This window comes from Streptosporangium sp. NPDC004631, assembly GCF_053601935.1.
Genome location: NZ_JBSGCR010000018.1, coordinates 16,997 through 34,390, shown reverse-complemented (window position 1 = coordinate 34,390; position 17,394 = coordinate 16,997). Strand labels below are relative to the sequence as shown.

13 protein-coding genes are annotated in these 17,394 nt (G+C 71.7%); 5 read left to right on the top strand and 8 right to left on the bottom strand.

Features of this window, described 5'->3' with window-relative positions:
• Positions 1 to 81: 81 nt before the first annotated feature.
• A complete protein-coding gene (locus ACWEF2_RS19240; protein WP_453816914.1) occupies positions 82 to 1,038 on the bottom strand; it encodes an alpha/beta hydrolase in 957 nt (318 codons plus the stop codon).
• 79 nt (positions 1,039 to 1,117) lie between these two features.
• Positions 1,118 to 3,910: a pullulanase-type alpha-1,6-glucosidase gene (gene pulA / locus ACWEF2_RS19235; protein ID WP_453816912.1), complete on the bottom strand. Its 2,793-nt coding sequence runs from the start codon at positions 3,908 to 3,910 to the stop codon at positions 1,118 to 1,120.
• A gap of 467 nt (positions 3,911 to 4,377) precedes the next feature.
• Here pulA and ACWEF2_RS19230 point away from each other — a divergent pair, with 467 nt between their 5' ends.
• The 3 genes from ACWEF2_RS19230 to ACWEF2_RS19220 all read left to right on the top strand — a co-directional run bounded on the left by ACWEF2_RS19230 (position 4,378) and on the right by ACWEF2_RS19220 (position 8,203).
• A complete protein-coding gene (locus ACWEF2_RS19230; protein ID WP_453816910.1) occupies positions 4,378 to 5,994 on the top strand; it encodes a glycoside hydrolase family 13 protein in 1,617 nt (538 codons plus the stop codon).
• 210 nt (positions 5,995 to 6,204) lie between these two features.
• Entirely contained in the window at positions 6,205 to 7,476 is a 1,272-nt protein-coding gene (locus ACWEF2_RS19225) for a NosD domain-containing protein (protein ID WP_453816908.1), read from the top strand.
• Positions 7,477 to 7,570: 94 nt separating this feature from the next.
• On the top strand, positions 7,571 to 8,203 hold the full coding sequence (locus tag ACWEF2_RS19220) for an amino acid-binding protein (RefSeq protein WP_453816907.1): 633 nt from the start codon (positions 7,571 to 7,573) through the stop codon (positions 8,201 to 8,203).
• Positions 8,204 to 8,216: 13 nt separating this feature from the next.
• Here ACWEF2_RS19220 and ACWEF2_RS19215 read toward each other — a convergent pair whose 3' ends face one another.
• Positions 8,217 to 9,506 (bottom strand): ABC transporter ATP-binding protein, encoded by a 1,290-nt coding sequence (locus tag ACWEF2_RS19215; RefSeq protein WP_453816906.1) that lies wholly within the window; start codon positions 9,504 to 9,506, stop codon positions 8,217 to 8,219.
• Between the two features lie 366 nt (positions 9,507 to 9,872).
• Positions 9,873 to 13,358 carry an indolepyruvate ferredoxin oxidoreductase family protein gene (locus tag ACWEF2_RS19210; RefSeq protein WP_453816904.1) on the bottom strand — a complete coding sequence of 1,162 codons (3,486 nt, stop codon included), beginning with the start codon at positions 13,356 to 13,358 and terminating at the stop codon, positions 9,873 to 9,875.
• A gap of 115 nt (positions 13,359 to 13,473) precedes the next feature.
• On the opposite strand from ACWEF2_RS19210, the gene ACWEF2_RS19205 reads away from it, so the two are divergent.
• Positions 13,474 to 13,926 carry an Lrp/AsnC family transcriptional regulator gene (locus ACWEF2_RS19205; protein ID WP_355598683.1) on the top strand — a complete coding sequence of 151 codons (453 nt, stop codon included), beginning with the start codon at positions 13,474 to 13,476 and terminating at the stop codon, positions 13,924 to 13,926.
• A gap of 46 nt (positions 13,927 to 13,972) precedes the next feature.
• Here ACWEF2_RS19205 and ACWEF2_RS19200 read toward each other — a convergent pair whose 3' ends face one another.
• Together ACWEF2_RS19200 and ACWEF2_RS19195 are read right to left on the bottom strand one after the other, a co-directional pair.
• Positions 13,973 to 14,167, bottom strand: a complete 195-nt coding sequence (locus tag ACWEF2_RS19200; protein WP_355598684.1) for a DUF397 domain-containing protein — start codon at positions 14,165 to 14,167, stop codon at positions 13,973 to 13,975.
• On the bottom strand, positions 14,158 to 14,982 hold the full coding sequence (locus tag ACWEF2_RS19195) for a helix-turn-helix domain-containing protein (protein WP_355598685.1): 825 nt from the start codon (positions 14,980 to 14,982) through the stop codon (positions 14,158 to 14,160). The genes ACWEF2_RS19200 and ACWEF2_RS19195 overlap by 10 nt, the downstream gene beginning before the upstream one ends.
• A 175-nt stretch (positions 14,983 to 15,157) precedes the next feature.
• On the opposite strand from ACWEF2_RS19195, the gene ACWEF2_RS19190 reads away from it, so the two are divergent.
• Positions 15,158 to 15,544, top strand: a complete 387-nt coding sequence (locus tag ACWEF2_RS19190) for a hypothetical protein (protein ID WP_453816901.1) — start codon at positions 15,158 to 15,160, stop codon at positions 15,542 to 15,544.
• A gap of 117 nt (positions 15,545 to 15,661) precedes the next feature.
• Here the strand turns inward: ACWEF2_RS19190 and ACWEF2_RS19185 are convergent, their stop codons facing one another.
• Positions 15,662 to 16,546, bottom strand: a complete 885-nt coding sequence (locus tag ACWEF2_RS19185; protein WP_453816899.1) for a slipin family protein — start codon at positions 16,544 to 16,546, stop codon at positions 15,662 to 15,664.
• Positions 16,547 to 16,718: 172 nt separating this feature from the next.
• Positions 16,719 to 17,006: a DUF3040 domain-containing protein gene (locus ACWEF2_RS19180; RefSeq protein WP_453816897.1), complete on the bottom strand. Its 288-nt coding sequence runs from the start codon at positions 17,004 to 17,006 to the stop codon at positions 16,719 to 16,721.
• Positions 17,007 to 17,394: the final 388 nt, after the last annotated feature.

Genomic DNA, 17,394 nt, shown 5'->3' with positions numbered 1-17,394 from the left:
GCCACCCTCCCGGGCGCCAAAGGTAAATCTTTTCGCTGACCCGCGGTTTACCCGGCCGTTGACGTCCGGCCTTACCCGGCGTCAGACCCCGGCGCCGATGGACCCCATGAGCATGGGGAGCGCGCGCTCCAGGCCGCGCCGCCAGTACGGCCAGCTGTGCGTGCCGGGGCCGTAGAAGTCGACGGTGATGCTGTCGCCGTCGGCCCTGGCCCGCTCGACGAAGGTCTGCGCCTGCCGGAGCAGGGCCGTCTCACCCCGGTCCACCGCGGTTCCCGCGGGGTCGAGCGGGCCGGGGGAGCCGTCCCCGCAGGAGACGAAGAGCCGCGTGCCACGCAGCCTCGCGGTGAGGTCCGCCGGGTTGTGCGCGGCCCATTCGGGATCCCGCGGGTCGCCCCAGAGATCGGCGGAGTCCTCGCCGTAGCGGCCGAGCAGCCGCTGGACGCCGTCGTAGCCGTCACGGGTGTGCAGCACGCCGGAGAAGGAGGCCGCGGCCTGGAACAGGCCCGGGTGGCGGGCCGCGTAGGACATCGCGCCGAACCCGCCCATGGACAGCCCGGCCACCGCCCGCCGGTCCCCGGCGCCGTAGTCGCGCTCCAGGATCCGGCGGACCTCGGTGAGATGGAAGGTCTCCCAGTCGGGCCCGTCCCGCCAGTCGGAGTAGAAGCCGACCTCGCCGCCCTCCGGCATGACCACGATCACCGGGTAACGCGAGGCGAGCTCGGCCGCGTCCCCCTCGGTGGCCCAGGTGTCGTAGTCGGTGTGGCAGCACCCGTTGAGCAGGTACAGCACCGGCCACGGCCCTGAGCCCGGCCGCCAGCCCTCGGGCAGCAGCACCCGGGCCGTGCCCTCGCGGCCCAGCGAGGGGGAGGCGATGGTGAGCACGTGGTCGCGCTCGCCCAGGCGGTCGACCTGGACGTCCTGCCGGTTGTCGTGCGGAGAGTCTCCGGAGGAGAGGGGCATCAGCAGGGCCAGGAGCACGGCCACCACCGCTGCTCCGGCCAGTAGAAACACTCCGAGGCGTACGGCTGTGCGGTTCACACGGCCAATCCTGACGGCTCCCGGCGGTCACGGGAAGCGCCGGAGCCCGCGTGGCGGCGGCTCCGTGGCGGCGGGCCCGTCAGGGCTGGACGAAGACCGCCACGGTGCGGGCCGGGACGTTCAGCGTGCCGGTGGCGGGATCGAAGGCCGACCGTCTTACCACCGCGTCGTCGCCGGCCGCCTGGACGGGGTGGAGCGTCACCGGGGCGTTCCGCAGCGCGGCCACGGTCTGCGACTGTGTCTCGGGGGTGGCGTTGAAGACGACGGTGATCGACCTCCAGCGCGGGTCGAGGCCCGCCGCGTCCAGGTGCATGGTCACCACTCCGGGGATCTCCGAGGCGCCGGCGGTGGGGAAGGTCAGCCGCCGCCGCACCTCGGCCAGGGAGCCGAGGGCGAAGGCGGGGGAGGAGGAGCGGATCCGGAGCAGCTCGCCGTACCGGGCCCGCGTCGCGCCGATCGCCGCGCGGCCGGGCCGGAGCGCCGGGTCGGCGAGGAGCGCCCGCGCGTAAGGCCACCTGTCCTCGTTGCCCGCCCTGGGAGGCAGCCCGGCGCCGAAGCCGTTGCCCCGCGAGCAGTCCCAGAGCAGCCGGTTGAACCAGTCGCCGGAGTCGAAGGAGTTGCGATCGAGCGACTTCGAGCGGAGCCGTTCGCTGCCCGCGTGCACGAACGAGACGCCCTGCCCCAGCACCGCCGTGGCCAGCGACAGCACCTGCATCCGCACCCGGTCGGCCATCGTCGTCGCCTGTGGCAGCTTGTAGGCCAGCGCGTCGAACAGCGTCTCGTTGTCGTGGGCGTCCACATAGGTGATGGTCTCGGCGGGTGAGGCGGCGTATCCGGCGGGGGAGCCGTGGTAGTCCACCTCCGAACCCCTGACCCGCCTGCCGTCGGAGGCGGTGAGGACGTAGTCGCGCAGGTTGCCGGTGAGCCCCACCTTGATCAGGTCCTGGTACCCCAGGAGACGGGCCCGCTGCTGCTCGGCCGTGCCGTTGGCCTCGGCCCCGTTGGGCGCCCCGGCCAGGCCGGAGCCGAAGCCCTGCACCCGGGGGTCGGCGTCGAAGGGGCCGCCGCCGCGCACCGCGTCGCGCAGCCGGTCGTTGAAGGTGCCGATCCCGGTGCCCGCCAGGTTGAGCTGGGTGGCCTGCTCGAAGCGGGCGTCACCGGCGACCTCGCCGAAGTTCCAGCCCTCGCCGTACAGGATGACCGACGCGCCGTCCACGCCGTCCTGCGCGAGGGTGAGCCCGTCCAGGGCCTCGCGGACCGCCAGCATGTTCGCCTTGGGGTGGTGTCCCATCAGGTCGAAGCGGAAGCCGTCCACCCGGTACTCGCGGGCCCAGGTGAGGACGGAGTCGACGACGAGCCTGCCCATCATCGCGTGCTCGGGCGCGGTGTTGGCGCAGCAGGTGGAGGCGGCCACCGCTCCGTCGTCGAGCAGCCGGTGGTAGTAACCGGGCACGATGCGGTCGAGCACCGAGGTGGGGGCCTGGCCCGCGGCGTGGGTGTGGTTGTAGACCACGTCCATCACCACCCGCAGCCCAGCCCTGTTCAGCCCGGCCACCATCTCCCGGAACTCCCTGATCCGCGCGGGCCCGTCGGGATCGGAGGCGTAGGAGCCCTCGGGCGCGCTGTGGTGCAGCGGGTCGTAACCCCAGTTGAAGGAGTCCCCGGCGGCGGTCTCCGCGACGCGGTCCTGCTGCCGCTCGGAGTCGGCCGGCATCGCGGCCAGGTCGCCCTCCGGCTCGGTCCGGTCCGCCCTCCTGTCCGGCACGGTGGCGAAATCGAAGACCGGCAGCAGGTGCACGTGGGTCAGGCCGTCGTCGGCGAGCCCGCGCAGCTCCCGCATCCCCGCGGAGTCGGCGGCGAACGCGGCGTAGGTGCCGCGCAGGCCGGCGGGCACGGAGACGTCCGAGGCGGAGAAGTCACGCACGTGCAGCTCGTGGATCGACGCCCGGTGCTGGGGTACGGCCGGCGGCTTGACCTGCGAGGACCAGCCGTCGGGCAGCAGGCGGGGGTCGGAGAGATCCACCAGCTGGCTGCGGACGGAGTCGGCGGCCAGCGACAGGCTGTAGGGGTCGGTTACCTCGTTGGTGACGATCCCGCCGGCGGCGGCGGAGTAGACCGTGACCAGGAAGGTGTAGTAGCGGCCCTTCCACGAGGGCAGGCCGCGCACCGACCAGACGCCGGTCGCGTCGTCCCTGCGCATCCGGCGGACGCCGCGGACGCCGCCCCTGGGCTCGCGGTACAGCGCCAGCCCGACCGTGCGCGCGGTCGGCGCCCAGACCGACAGGCTGGGCGCCCCGTCCCATGACGGGCCGAGCTCGGCGCCGGTCGCCGCGGCGTAGAGGTCGTCGAGCACACCGGGGATCTGCACGCCGGTGGCGGTCAGCGGCATGCCGGAGGCGTCCCGCGCCACGGCCACCACCTGGCCGCGCAGCGCCCGTCCGGCGAGGGCGACGTCGCGGGGATCCACGGTGAGGGCGGTGTGCTCCGCCAGGTGTGGCCAGACGGCCCGCTGCGCCTCGGTGAGCGCGCCGAGGGTCAGCCGGATGGCCCGGAAGCCGCCGGTCAGGTCTCCCTCCGCGCAGGCGATGTCGCCTTCGGGGGAGAAGACCAGGGAGTACCGGAGCGAGGGAGACGGCTCGACCCGCCAGACGACGGTGTTCCGGTCGATCCAGTGCGCCGAGGACCTGCTCAGGTCGGCGTCGAGCACGCGGCCCGGCGGCCTCGGCAGCGCGCGACGGCACCCCTCGCACCCCTCGACCCTTCCGGCCTCCCCGATCTCGGAGACCTCGGAGTCCCCGGTGGCCGGGACCGGCGTCCTGTCCTCCGGCAGGTCCCGCTCGCCCCCGTCACGTGCGCGGATGATCTGACTCACGTTCCCGTTCCCCTCGGTCAGGGGGACGCGACGGGCTCCGGCCCCCCGGCCGGCCGGGCCGGAGCCCGGTGGCCCGCCCACGGGAGCGGTCACGTCATCCCGCGGGTGCGGTCCCCGGCTTCGTCGTTCCCCGCCGGTCGGCGGTGAATCGGGGAGGTGCGCGCCCCCCGAAACCCCGGATAAGGCGGCGAAGCGCCCCCTGCCCGCGGATTCCCGGGACGGCGCCTCCGCCGCGGAGCACGCGTGGCCGGTGTCTTTACGCAACCATGTAACGAGTTTGCAGACTCTTGTAGAGACTTCTTCCCGTGCCGTCCGCGTCCGCGTAACGTCCGGCGTACTCCAACCGGCCCGGCGGCTTCCGCCGCGTGGGCCGGTTTCGCCATGTCCATCTCGTCCAGCGTCACCCGGCACCGGCCTCGTCGCCGGTGTCATCACGTCCTGATACGTCATTTGATCGGGGGACCAACATGACCGAACTCATCCGGATGGACCACGCCGGAGCCACCACCGCCCGGTGGTGGCGTGACGCGGTGATCTACCAGGTCTACGTGCGCAGCTTCGCCGACGGCAACGGCGACGGGATCGGGGATCTGCCGGGGGCGCGGGACCGGCTGCGGTATCTGGCGGACCTGGGGGTGGACGCGGTCTGGCTGACCCCGTTCTACACCTCGCCGATGGCCGACTTCGGCTACGACGTGGCGGACTACCGGGCCGTGGACCCGATCTTCGGGTCGCTGGCCGACGCCGAGGCCCTCATCGAGGACGCGCACCGGCACGGCCTGCGGGTGATCGTCGACGTGGTGCCCAACCACACCTCCGACCGGCACGTGTGGTTCCGGCGGGCGGTGGAGGCCGGTCCCGGCGCCCCCGAGCGGGAGCGCTACGTCTTCCGCCACGGCAGGGGGAGGGACGGCCGGCTGCCGCCGAACGACTGGGAGTCGGTCTTCGGTGGTTCCGCCTGGACCCGGCTGCCCGACGGCGAGTGGTACCTCCACCTGTTCGCCCCCGAACAACCCGACCTGAACTGGGACAACCCCGAGGTCCACGCGGAGTTCGAGGCGGTCCTGCGGTTCTGGCTCGACCTGGGCGTGGACGGTTTCCGCATCGACGTGGCCCACGGCATGGTCAAGGCCGACGGCCTGCCCGACGTCGGTCACGCCGACCAGATACGGATGATCGGCACCGCCGTGGTGCCGTTCTTCGACCAGGACGGAGTGCACGAGATCCACCGGGCCTGGCGCAGGCTGCTCGACTCCTACCCGGGTGAGCGGATCGGTGTCGCCGAGGCGTGGGCGCCGTCCCCGGAGAGGCTGGCCAACTACGTCCGCCCGGACGAGATGCACCAGGCGTTCAACTTCCACTTCCTCACCACCCCGTGGGACGCCGCCCGGTTCCGCGCCGTGATCCAGGAGTCGCTGGACACCGCGGGGCTGGTCGGCGCGCCCAGCACGTGGGTGCTGTCCAACCACGATGTCAAACGGCACGTCACCCGGTACGGCGGCGGCGAACTCGGCCTCCGCAGGTCTCGCGCGGCGGCGCTGCTGATGCTCTCGCTGCCCGGCTCGACCTACCTCTACCAGGGGGAGGAGCTGGGCCTGCCGGAGGTTCTCGACCTGCCGGAGGAGTTCCTGCGCGACCCGCAGCGGCTGCGCAACCCCGACGACGGCCGGGACGGCTGCCGGGTGCCCATCCCGTGGACCGACGCCGGGCCGCACTTCGGCTTCGGCCTGCCGGAGGTGAGGGAGACCTGGCTGCCCATGCCCGCCTCCTGGGGGCCGCTCAGCGTCCAGGCCCAGTTGCGGGACCCGCGCTCCACACTCCGCCTGTACCGGGAGGCGCTCCGGACCAGGCGGGAGCGGCGGTCCTTCGACGACGCCCCGCTGCGCTGGCTGGACTCCCCCGAGGGCACGCTGGCCTTCACCCGGGGTGACGGCTTCGCCTGCACGCTCAACCTGACCGCCGAGCCGGTCGAGCTGCCCGCCCGGGGGCGGGTCCTGCTGGCCAGCGCGGCGCCGGCCGTCGAGGGCGGCGTGGCACGGCTCGCCCCGGACTCGGCCGTCTGGTGGGAGTGCGAAGGCGTGTGACGGCGGCCGGCTCGGAGCCCGCCGGGCTCCGAGCCGGAGATCCCTCCCCGGCCCCCGGATCCGCGGGGGAGGGGGGACACCGCGGTGAGTCCTGGTGAAAGAGTGGTAACGGTTCGCTGTGTGACCCGTCACCTCGACGGCTCAGTGGACGGCCGGTGTGCCAAGATCTTCGCTGACCGGCTGATTGTGACAGCAATGGAGCGTGCCCGCATGAAGTCCACCAGGCCGCGATGGACCACGGCCGCGCTGGCGACGTTGACGGCCGGCGGGCTGCTCGTCGTGGTCACGCCGCCCGCCGGAGCCAAGGCGCGCAACGTCTACTACGTGGACTCCCGCAGAGGTGACGACTCGGCTCCCGGCACCTCGCCCGCGAAGGCGTGGCGCTCACTGGACAGCGTCAACGCCACCGAGCTGCGCCCCGGTGACGTCGTGCTGCTCAGGCGCGGGGGCAGCTGGAAGGGCCCCCTGAGGCTCGGTGCCAGGGGCACCGCGGCCAGGCCCATCTCCGTCGAGCCGTACGGCAAGGGCCCCGCTCCCAGGATCAGCGGCACCGATGACGACTGCGTGGTGCTCAGCGGCTCCCACCTGCTGGTGGCCGGGGTGCGCGCGAGCAACTGCCGCTGGTCGGGCTTCGAGCTGGGCGGCTCCCGCAACGAGCTGAACGGGGTCCTCGCCGACCGTAACGTCGCCGGTGTCCACGTCATCGGGTCCCACAACGTCATCAGGAACAGCGTCCTGACCCGCAACAACCGCATGAGCGTCAACGACAGCGGCGGGGACAACGACTCCGGGGCCTTCGGCGTGCTGCTCAACGGGGACGACAACCTCGTCGCCCGTAACGTGATCACCGGCAGTTACGCGGCGAGCCACGACTACGGCACCGACGGCGCCGCGGTGGAGGTGTTCAACGGCGACCGTAACCGGGTCGTCCAGAACATCGCCAGGGACAACGAGACCTTCGTCGAGCTGGGCGCGGAGAAGGGCAAGACCGCCACCGGTAACCTGTTCGCCGGCAACGTGGTGACCTCCTCGCAGAGGCGCGGCTCCTTCCTGATCACCCGTGGTCCCGGTCATGTCGTCGGCCCGGTGCTCGGCACCGTCGCCGTGCACAACTCGGTCTACCTGCCCGCCCGCGACACCATCGGCTGGTCCTGTCACGACGGCTGTTCGCCCGGCATCCTCAGGTTGCGCAACAACGTCGTGGTGGTCGGCGGCCAGATGGGGTTCGAGGACGGCAAGGGCGCCGACGAGGGCGGCAGCGTCTACCAGGGCGAATCCCGCAGGTTCAGGCTCGGCCCCAGGTCCGTGGTGGCCGATCCCCGCTTCCGCGGTCGCGACGACCTCCGGCTGCGGCCCGGTTCTCCGGCACTCGGCCGGGGTCTCAAGCTCGGCCCCGACTGGTACGGCGGCACTCCGCCGGCCCGTGACGTGTCGGGCTCCCCAATGTCCGGGCCTTCCGATGCGGGCGCCTACCAACACTAATATTTCCGGACTTAAGGTCTTATCCTGGACATCTCCCCGGAACCTTCGCGAAACCTGTCTGGGACACCCTGTGTCCGGAGAGAGGTGATCGACGATGATGTTGCGGCTACGGGTGTCCTTTCCCGACCGGCCCGGGGCCCTGGGGCAGGTCGCACGCGTGCTCGGCACGCTGGGCGCGGACATTCTCCAGGTGACGGTCCTGGAGCGCGAGGCCGGCCGGGCCGTGGACGACTTCACCGTCTCCTGGCCCGGCGCCCCGGACGCCGACGGCGTCCGGGACCGGATGTCGGCCGTTCCCGGCATCCAGGTCGAAGCCGTCTGGCCCACCAGGGAGATTCCCGGCGCCGCCCCCGACTACGACCTGCTCAAGCACGTCGCCGCCGACCCCGGCCGGGCCTTCGTCACCCTCGTGGACGCGGCCCCCGCCCTGGTGAGCGCCGAGTGGGCGGTCGCCGTGTCGTCGGAGACCGGAGAGCTCGTCCACCGCAGCTGGCAGGCCCCGCACTCCCTCGACGAGGCGGGGGGCCTGACCGGCGTCAAGGCGGCGGATCTCAGGTCCCTGCGCCCCTGCGCCCTCAGCGCGGGCCGTCACCGGTTCATGAGCCTTCCCGTTCCCGGCGCGAGCCTCCACCTGATCCTCGCCCGCACCGAGGGCCCGTCGTTTCACCGCGCGGAGCTGGATCGCGCCATCCGCGTCGTGGAGATCGTGGCCATCCTCGGCCGCTGAAACCCCCTGCCGGTCAGCGCTGCGGGGGATCGATGCGGGAGCCGTCCGGGGTGAAGAGCATCAGGCGGCCCGCGTCGACCCCCACGCGGACGCGCTCGCCGGCGCGCCAGACGGGCCGCGAGCCGACCCGGACGATGAGATCGGCTCTGCGGTGGGTGCCACCGGCCTGTTCCGGTTCGGGTTCCGGCTCGGGGCCGGGGGCCGGTCCGACCCCCGGAAACAGGCGGCGGAGGGCGGTCATGACCCGGCCGCCGGACGCGGAGGCCGCCGGGTCGCCGACGTGCCGGCCGGGGTCCGGCGGCTCGGGCACGGTCACCGTGGGGATCCCGCTCTCGACGTGGGCGAGCCACTCGTGGCCGTGATACTCCAGGGTGCGGACGCGGCCGAGGAAGACGGGGCCGTCGAAGGTCTCGGGCACCGGGGCGAGACAGTCCGGGCGCAGGCCGACGATGATCTGGTGCCCGACGTACTGGGAGATGGCGTAGGCCCTGGGGTCGCTCCAGGGGATCGTGATCTGGTGCGGGCCGAAGTCCAGCAGGATGAACCGGTTCTGCGGGGCGCGCACGGTGGCCGCCAGCAGGTTGAGCTGCTGGGAGCTGAGGAAGGCGGCGGTGAAGGCGGTGGCCGGGTCGTTGTAGACCTGGGTGGGGGTGCCGACGTCCTGGAGCACACCGCGGTTGATGATGGCGATGCGGTCGGCCAGGGTCAGGGCCTCCACCTGGTCGTGCGTGACGTAGACCGTGGTGACGCCGAGGGAGCGGACCAGCGAGGAGATCTCCATGCGCAACTCGGTGCGCATTCCCGCATCCAGGTTGGAGAGCGGCTCGTCCATCAGGAAGAGCGAGGGCTGGCGGACGATCGCGCGGCCCATCGCGACGCGCTGGCGCTGACCGCCGGAGAGCGTTCCCGGGCGGCGCTCCAGGGTCTCGCCGATGTGCAGCGCCTTCGACAGCTGGGTCACCCGCTCCCTCACCGTCTCCGGGGCGATCTTGGCGACCTCCAGCGGGAAGGAGATGTTGCCGCGCACCGTGCGGTGCGGGTAGAGCGCGCCGTTCTGGAAGACCATGGCGACGTCCCGGTCACGTGGCGCGAGGTCGTTGGCCAGCGCGCCCCCCAGCCACAGGTCCCCGGAGGTGATCTCCTCCAGGCCCGCGATCATCCGGAGCAGTGTGGACTTGCCGCACCCGGAGGGCCCGAGCAGGACGAGGAGCTCCCCCTTGTCGGCCCGCAGGCTCATCCGGTCGATCGCGAGGTGCCCGCCGGGGTAGACCTTGCTCACGTTGTCGAGGACGACGGTACTCATGCGTTCATTCCTCCCAGAGTCCGCCATCCGGATCCAGCCATGTGATTGATGAGGTAGTACATCGCGCCACTTACCCGTGTGTCCATAGATGTCAGTGGAAACCGCACATCCATCGACTCTTTCTCCGGCTATTCGGGAGCGGAACGGCCGTGCGACCATACAATTTGAGAATCGCTCGCGCCCGTAGCTATAAAATGTTACAGTTTACGGAAATTTCGGCAATGATTTTCATGGCGCGCGGAGAGGGGCCGTCCGGCCCGCACCCGGCCCGGACATGCCTTCGTGATCGGGAACGGCCGGGTGGCCGAACGCCTCCGGCGGACGCCGGCGTCTGAGACGGTGGGGCACCGCCCGGCCGGTGCCGGGTCAGAGCCTGGCCAGCAGTGCGGCGACCCGCTCCCGGTAGGCGGCCACGTTGCGCAGCTTGATGTCCTCGTAGCCGCGGATCAGGTCCGGCAGCTCGGCCAGCTCCAGGACCAGCTCCCGGTTGCCGGGGCGCAGGTGCGACAGGGCGTGGTGCACGTGACGGGTGTACTCGCCCGGGAGGGCGCGCTCGGTCCCGCGCACCCTGGCCAGGCCGAACGGGTCCAGCCGGGTCCCGCGCAGCCCGCGCATGCCGTACAGCAGGCGGAAGACCGGATCGAACCAGCCGCCGATGCGGATCTTGCGGTTCACGCCCACGGCGCGCAGCACGGGCGGATGCAGGTTGTAGGAGATCTTCGCGCCGGGGCCGAACTCGGCGGCGACGCGGGCACGCTCGGCCGGGTCGAGGTGGAGCCTGGCCACCTCGTACTCGTCCTTGTAGGCCATCAGGCGGTGCAGCCGGCGGGCGTAGGCCTCGGTGATCGGGCACGACCCGGCCGAGGTCCTCCGCTCCCCGGCCAGGACCGTGCGGACCGCGTCGACGTAACCGGCGGCGTAGCGCCGGTTCTGGTAGGCGGCCAGGTCGGGCACCCGGACCGTGAGGATCCGGTGCAGCTCGGTGCCCGGGGCGGCGACCGAGTCGATCAGCCTCATCGTCTCGGGGTCCGGCGCCGGCTCGGCGGGGACGGGCGAGGCGGTCGCCCGCGCCACGGCCTCCGGGTCGGCGACGACCGCCCGGCCCCAGTGGAAGGCGGCGACGGTCCGGTCGGCGGTCTTGCCGCCGCTCCGCCGTACGGCCCGCTCGATCGCCTCCAGGCTGAGCGGGATGAGCCCTCGCTGCCAGGCCGCGCCGACCACGATCGTGTTGGCCTGCAGGTGGTCGCCGAACAGCGCCCGGGCCATGCCCTCGGCGTCGAGGTAGACGTTCAGCTCGCGCCGGGTGCGCGACTCCAGCGAGGCGATCGGCGAGCCGAGATCGGTGGTGTGCGCGGTGGGATCGACGACCATGGAGCCGGTGGGGACCACGCTGGTGGAGACCACCGCGACGGTCCGTTCCCGATCCGCGGCGCGCAGATGCCCGGGGTCGGTGGCGCCGATCAGGTCGAGCGCGAGATAGACGTCCACGCCGCCGGTCCCGGCCCGTCCCGGCCGGTCGTCGTCGCCCTCGAAGATCAGGATGTCGGAGACGACCGTGCCGCCCTTCTGGGCCAGCCCGGTCTGGTCGAGTCCGCGCGCCCGCCTGCCGTCCAGCATCGCCGCGGTGCCGAGGAGCTGCGCCACCGACACCACGCCGGTGCCGCCGATGCCGACCAGCCTGATCGCCGCCTCCCCGCCGCGCGGGGCCGGCGGGGGCATCCTCCGCGGAGGGGCCGGCGGGGCGGACGCGACGGCGTGCCCGCCGCCTCTCCCGCCGGGCACGACGGTCAGGAAGGACGGGCAGTCGCCCTCCACGCACGAGTAGTCCTTGTTGCAGGACGACTGGTGGATCTCGGTCTTGCGGCCGAACTCGGTCTCCACCGGCAGCACCGACAGGCACCCGGACCTCTGCCCGCAGTCGCCGCACCCCTCGCACACCCGCTGGTTGATCACCACTCGCCTGACCGGGTCGGGCAGGTCGCCCCTCTTGCGCAGCCGCCGCTTCTCGGCCGCGCACCCCTGGTCGTGGATGAGCACCGTCACGCCGGGGACCGAGGCCAGCTCACGCTGGGCCTCCTCCAGGTGGGCGCGGTCGCGGACCTCGGCGATCCGGGCGAGTGCGACCCTCCGGTAGCGTGCCGGCTCGTCGGTGGTGACGATCACCCGGCGCACGCCCTCCACCTCCAGCCAGCGGGTCAGGTCGGCCACCGCCAGGGACGGGGTGATCGCCTGTCCCCCGGTCATCGCGACCGCGCTGTTGTAGAGCAGCTTGTAGGTGATGTCGACGCCCGCGCCGACGGCCGCGCGCACCGCGAGCGAACCGGAGTGGTGGAAGGTTCCGTCGCCGAGGTTCTGGAAGATGTGCGGGGTGTCGGTGAACGGTGCCTGGCCGATCCACTGGGCGCCCTCGCCGCCCATCTGGGTCAGTCCCGTCAGCGTGCCCTTGCCCTCGCGGTTGAGCACCACCATCGTGTGGCATCCGATCCCCGCCCCGACGGGCGCGCCGTCGGGGACCGCCGTGGAGCGGCTGTGCGGGCAGCCGGAGCAGAAGAACGGGGTGCGCCGCGGGCCGAGCAGTTTTAGCGGCGCAGGGCGGGAGATCACGGCCAGGCCCTTCGCGACCCGTGCCCCCGCCGCGTCGTCCAGGCCGGCCCGGCGCAGCCGGAAGGCGACCACCCCGGCCGCCAGGTCGGCGTCGACGCCCCCGGTCCTGGGGATCAGCGGGGCGCCGTTCTCATCGAGCTTGCCCAGGACGCGCGGGGCGTTCGCGGTGCCGTACAGGACGTCCTTGACCAGGGTCTCCAGCAGCGGGCCCTTCTCCTCCACGACGAGGATCTCGTCGAGCCCCCCGGCGAAGGTCCGGACGATCTCCGGCTCCAGCGGCCAGAGCATGCCGATCTTGAGGATGCGGACGCCGAGCCCGGCGGGGTCCACGCCCAGCCTGCGGAACGCCTCGCGTACGTCGTGGTAGGCGGTGCCGGAGGCGACGATGCCGAGCCGGGCGTCGCGGGGATCGGCGGTGATCCGGTTCAGGCCGTTCTCACGGGCGTAGGCGCGGGCCAGCTCCAGGCGCGGCCCGACGAGTGTCCGCTCCATCTCCAGTGACCAGGGCGCGAGCAGGGTGGCGTCGGGCACATGCCGGTACGGCCTGCCCTCGTGTTCGACGACGGGCATGACGGGGACGACGCGTCCGGCGCCGACGGTGACCGTGCCGGTCGCGTCCACCACGTTGGTGACCGCCTTCACCGCCACCCACAGACCGCTGGCCCGGGAGGCCGCGATCGCGTGGCGGCCCAGGTCGAGCAGTTCCTGGACGCTGCCGGGGTGGACGATCGGCATGCCGAGCGCGGCGAGCGCGCTCTCGGTGGCCGAGGGCAGCGTGGAGGACTTGCAGGCCGGGTCGTCGCCGCAGAGGGCGATCAGGCCGCCCTCCGGGTGGGCGCCGACGAAGTTGCCGTGCCGGAGCGCGTCGGCAGCGCGGTCGACGCCGGGGGCCTTGCCGTACCAGACGCCCAGGACGCCCGCCTTGCGCGGCCGGGGGAGCACGGGCACGAGCTGGCTGCCCCAGACCGCGGTGGCGCCCAGTTCCTCGTTCTGACCCGGCCGGTGCACGACGTCCAGCGGCTCGGTGTGCCGCCGCGAGCGGGAGAGCTCCAGGTCGAAGCCGCCGAGTGGGGAGCCGGGGTAGCCCGAGACCAGCGCGCCGGTGTCGAGACCGGCGGCGCGGTCGGCCCGCATCTGGTCGAGGATCACCCGGACCAGCGCCTGCGTGCCGGTCATGAAGACCTGGCCCTCGTCGAGGGTGTACCTGTCGTCGGGAGCCGTCCCGCGAGCCTCGGCGGAGATCGTCATGATCGTTGGTCCCGTCTCCCGGTGCCGTTGCGGTTGCCGCAAGGTTATTTCAGGTAAGGCGAAATATGGTGTCAACATTCACCGGACATTCGCTGTATGGCTAGCATCTGTTGTCATGGATGCCACCGATCGCGCAATTATCGGCCTTCTGCAGCTGGAGGGTCGGCTCAGCAACCTGGAGCTCGCCGAGCGGGTGCGGCTGACCCCCTCGCCGTGCCTGCGCCGGGTCCGTAACCTGGAGGAGTCGGGGGTGATCAGTGGCTACCGGGCCGTGATCGACCCGGTAGCCGTCGGGCGTGGATTCCAGGTCCTCGCCTATGTCGAGCTGGAGGGACAGGACGCCGAGACCGTCACCGCCTTCGAGGCGGCCGTCATGGAGATCGACGACGTGGTCGAGTGCCTGCGCATGTTCGGCCGTCCCGACTACGTGCTACGGGTCGCGGTGCCCGATATGGAGTCCTACAGCCAGCTCTGCCTGGAGAAGCTCGGCCGTCTGCCCGGCCTCGACAAGCTGACCTCGCAGATCGCGATGAAAGCGATCAAGGCGGGCGGTGTCCTGCCCCTGTGAGGTGACGGCCCCCTACCGGGGTGGCGGGGGGTCGTCCGTGTCCGGCTCAGACCGTGCCGGTCTTGATCCGGGTCAGGAAGTCGGCCCACACCTGGGGGGTGAACAGCAGGGCGGGGCCCCCGGGGTTCTTGCTGTCGCGTACCGCGACGACGCCGGGGAGGTTGACGGCCACTTCCACGCATTCGCCGCCGTTGCCGTTGCTGCGGCTGCTCTTGTGCCACCGGGCGTCGGTCAGATCCATGTGCTCATCCTTTTCTCGATGAAGGCCGCGGACGCGGCCTGCGGTAGGGCATAGGAGCGCAGCGCGTCGAACTGGGCCGACAGCGGGTCGACTCGGCCCGGATCGATCATGAGCTGCGCGGATTCCGCGTTCTCCATGTACACGATGTCGGGCGCGCCCTTGAAGGAGAGCACCAGGATGGGCCCGGCCAGTCCGGCGTAGGCACCCACCTCGAACGGGATCACCTGGATGGTGACCCTCGGTCGCATCGTGGCTTTCAGGAGGTGTTCGAGCTGGTCGCGCATGACACCGCCACCACCGATGGGGCGGGTCAGCACGGCCTCGTCCAGCAGGACGAAGAGGATCGGGGGGTCCGGCCGGTCGAGCAGCCGCTGCCGCTGCATACGCACGGTCACCATCTCCTCAACCTCCTTCTCGGTGTCGAACGGCCGTCCCGCCCGGGTCAGCGCCCGCGCGTAGTCCTCGGTCTGCAGCAGCCCCGGCACCACGGAGAGCTGGTAGTTACGCAGCGTTCGCGCCTCCCACTCCAGCTCGAACAGGGAGCGGACCCAGGCGGGTGAGGACTCCCTGCCGATCAGCGGCCAGAGCTTGATGAGCGTTCCGCCGGTCTCCAGCACCTCGTCGCACCGCTGTGCGAACTTCCTGGTCGGGGCGCGGGCGGCGGTCTCGATCAGGCCGACCAGTGAGGTGGAGTAGGAGGTGCGCCTCGCCAGCTCCTGCTGGCTCCAGCCCATCGCCTCTCGCAGTCTGCGCAACTCGGACCCCCAGTAGGCGGTGACGCTCGTGCTGGGGTCCAGCTCTTTCGGTGCGGGCATGGGGGCTCCCGTTTTTCTGGGTCCTACACGGTTCGGGGCGGGACCTACAGCCGACCCGAACCGAGGTGCATGTACCTCTTCGTAGTCGAACATCTACAGAAAGTAATCACTCCTGTTCACTCTGGGAAGAGGAAACGACGGATCGTTTCCATGGAATGCCGAGAGGAGGTGGACGGTGGTGATCGTTCGAGGTGTGCTCGCCGGGACGCCCGCCGTACACGCCGCCGGTCTGCTCCGTGACGAGCTGGCGCGACAGGGCGTCGAGGGTGACGTTCACGGTGGCTACGGTCTGGCGCTGGTGTCGGTACGGGAGGATCTGGTGGTCTGGACGGACGGGATGGTCTACCGGTGGTGGACCGGCCGGGTGTCGGCGAGGACGGGGCGCCGGCTCTACGCGGTCTACGGTGTGGACAACCCGGCCACCGTGGCGCGCGGCGTGATGCTGCGCTACGCCGAGCTCAGGGGGGATCGCCGGGACGTCACCGCGCCCCCGCCGCACAGGGGCGCGCCTCCCCGTGACCGGACGGAAGGCGTCCACCCGGCGGCCGCTCCCCTCCGGTAGCCCCGAACCCGGTACGGCACCCGCCCCCACGGGTGCGAGCGGTTCGCGGGCGGTCAGGCCGGAGCGCGGGGCTCCGGCCTGCCGAGCCCGCGCGGGAGCCGGACGGCGCCGGTGCCCTCAGGCGCCGTTGGACATGGTCCGGTCGAGGACGTCGGTATCGGGGACGGGACGGCCGGCCGGTATCGGCGGTCCGATGGACGGCGCCGGGGCGGAGCGCGGGAGGGTCTGGTCGGCGGGCCGGTCGATCTCGGGGGGCGTGGCCCGTTCCAGGAAGCGGAGCAGTTCGACGGGGAAGGGCAGCACGAGGGTGGAGTTCTTCTCGGCGGCGACCTCGACGACCGTTTGGAGCAGGCGCAGCTGCAGCGCGGCGGGGTGCCCGGTCATCGTCTCGGCGGCCTGGGCCAGCTTCTCCGACGCCTGCAGTTCCCCCTCGGCGGTGATGACGCGGGAGCGCCGTTCGCGTTCCGCTTCGGCCTGCCGTGACATGGATCGCTTCATCGACTCCGGCAGGGCCACGTCTTTGATCTCGACGCGGTCGATGTGCACACCCCAGCCCACGGCCGGGCTGTCGATCATCAGTTCCAGCCCCTGGTTGAGTCGTTCCCGGTTGGACAGCAGGTCGTCCAGCTCGCTCTTGCCGATGATCGATCGCAGCGAGGCCAGCGCGACCTGGCGAATGGCGGATTCGTAGTCCTGGACGTCGACGATCACGCGTACGGGATCGACGACCCGGAAGTAGACCACGGCGTCCACGCGGACCGTCACGTTGTCACGGGTGATGCCGTCCTGGGCGGGCACCGGCATGGTGATGATCTGCATGCTGACCTTCTGCAGCCGGTCGGCGACCGGCACGATCAGGGCCAGCCCGGGACCGCGGACCTCGGCGCGGACCTGCCCGAACCGGAACACGACGCCCCGCTCGAACTGTTTGACGACCCGGACACCCGTCCCGAGCCACAACAGGCCCAGTAGCAGGACCAGGGCAGGGATGATGGTGATCATTTCATCCTCCGACATCCGCCCTCGGGCCGGCGGGGGTGACTTCCGCCGGCGATCCGAGGACCTTTGGATCGATAACCGGTTCCGCCGGGCTCCGCTCGGGGAGGGGGCCGGCCCGTCTCGGCGGGGGGGGGTGAGGTCCGCCGAGCCCGGAGCCGGTGCGGCGCGCGGGCCGTCACGGTCGAGGGTGGCCGGAGCGGTCCCGTCGACGCCGCGCCTGCCAGAGCGCCGCGGCCGTCACGGTGAACATCAGGGCGCCGACCGGTGTGCCCGCCATCAGCAGGATCACCCCGAAGGTCAGGCTGAGCACGAGCAGGTTCGTGTAGGTCCACCAGGTCAGGTCGGGTGACGCGCGGTTCAGGCGCCGCACGTCGGCGTTGAAGGACTGCGCGAAGCCCGGATCCTCGACCAGCAGTCGGCATTGGATCTCGCGCAGTGCCTCACGTTCGCGGTCACTGAGCACGACACACCTCCTAGGGGTGCCTGTCTGTCGGGTGCCGTCTTGTCGCTGCGTCTACCCGAACTTTTCTATCGTAGCACGATATAAAATATCCGACATAAGCCTTATTTGCTGTGCAGGTCGAGCGGCCCGTACCTGGTCCGTCCAGGCAAGGAGGCCGGTGTCCCGCCGGGGGGCCGGTGGCCACCGTGAGGGGTGGGCGTCCCAGGGGGCGCTCCGGGGTGGCGTGAACGTACGGCCGTGGTCCAAATATGTCGTATTACGATACACTCGCGGTGTGGCGAATCCAGAGATCGAGCAAGCGCGGCGTCGTACCGGAGCGGCGGCGCAGGGCGGAGGACAGGGTGGGGAAACGGAGTCCGAACCCCTGACGAAGCAGGATTTCGAGGCG

Coding starts and splice junctions, on each gene's coding strand:
- ACWEF2_RS19230 (WP_453816910.1), top strand. CDS start 4,378: ATGACCGAACTCATCCGGATGGACCACGCCGGAGCCACCACCGCCCGG.
- ACWEF2_RS19225 (WP_453816908.1), top strand. CDS start 6,205: ATGAAGTCCACCAGGCCGCGATGGACCACGGCCGCGCTGGCGACGTTG.
- ACWEF2_RS19220 (WP_453816907.1), top strand. CDS start 7,571: ATGATGTTGCGGCTACGGGTGTCCTTTCCCGACCGGCCCGGGGCCCTG.
- ACWEF2_RS19215 (WP_453816906.1), bottom strand. CDS start 9,506: ATGAGTACCGTCGTCCTCGACAACGTGAGCAAGGTCTACCCCGGCGGG.
- ACWEF2_RS19210 (WP_453816904.1), bottom strand. CDS start 13,358: ATGACGATCTCCGCCGAGGCTCGCGGGACGGCTCCCGACGACAGGTAC.
- ACWEF2_RS19205 (WP_355598683.1), top strand. CDS start 13,474: ATGGATGCCACCGATCGCGCAATTATCGGCCTTCTGCAGCTGGAGGGT.
- ACWEF2_RS19200 (WP_355598684.1), bottom strand. CDS start 14,167: ATGGATCTGACCGACGCCCGGTGGCACAAGAGCAGCCGCAGCAACGGC.
- ACWEF2_RS19195 (WP_355598685.1), bottom strand. CDS start 14,982: ATGCCCGCACCGAAAGAGCTGGACCCCAGCACGAGCGTCACCGCCTAC.
- ACWEF2_RS19185 (WP_453816899.1), bottom strand. CDS start 16,546: ATGATCACCATCATCCCTGCCCTGGTCCTGCTACTGGGCCTGTTGTGG.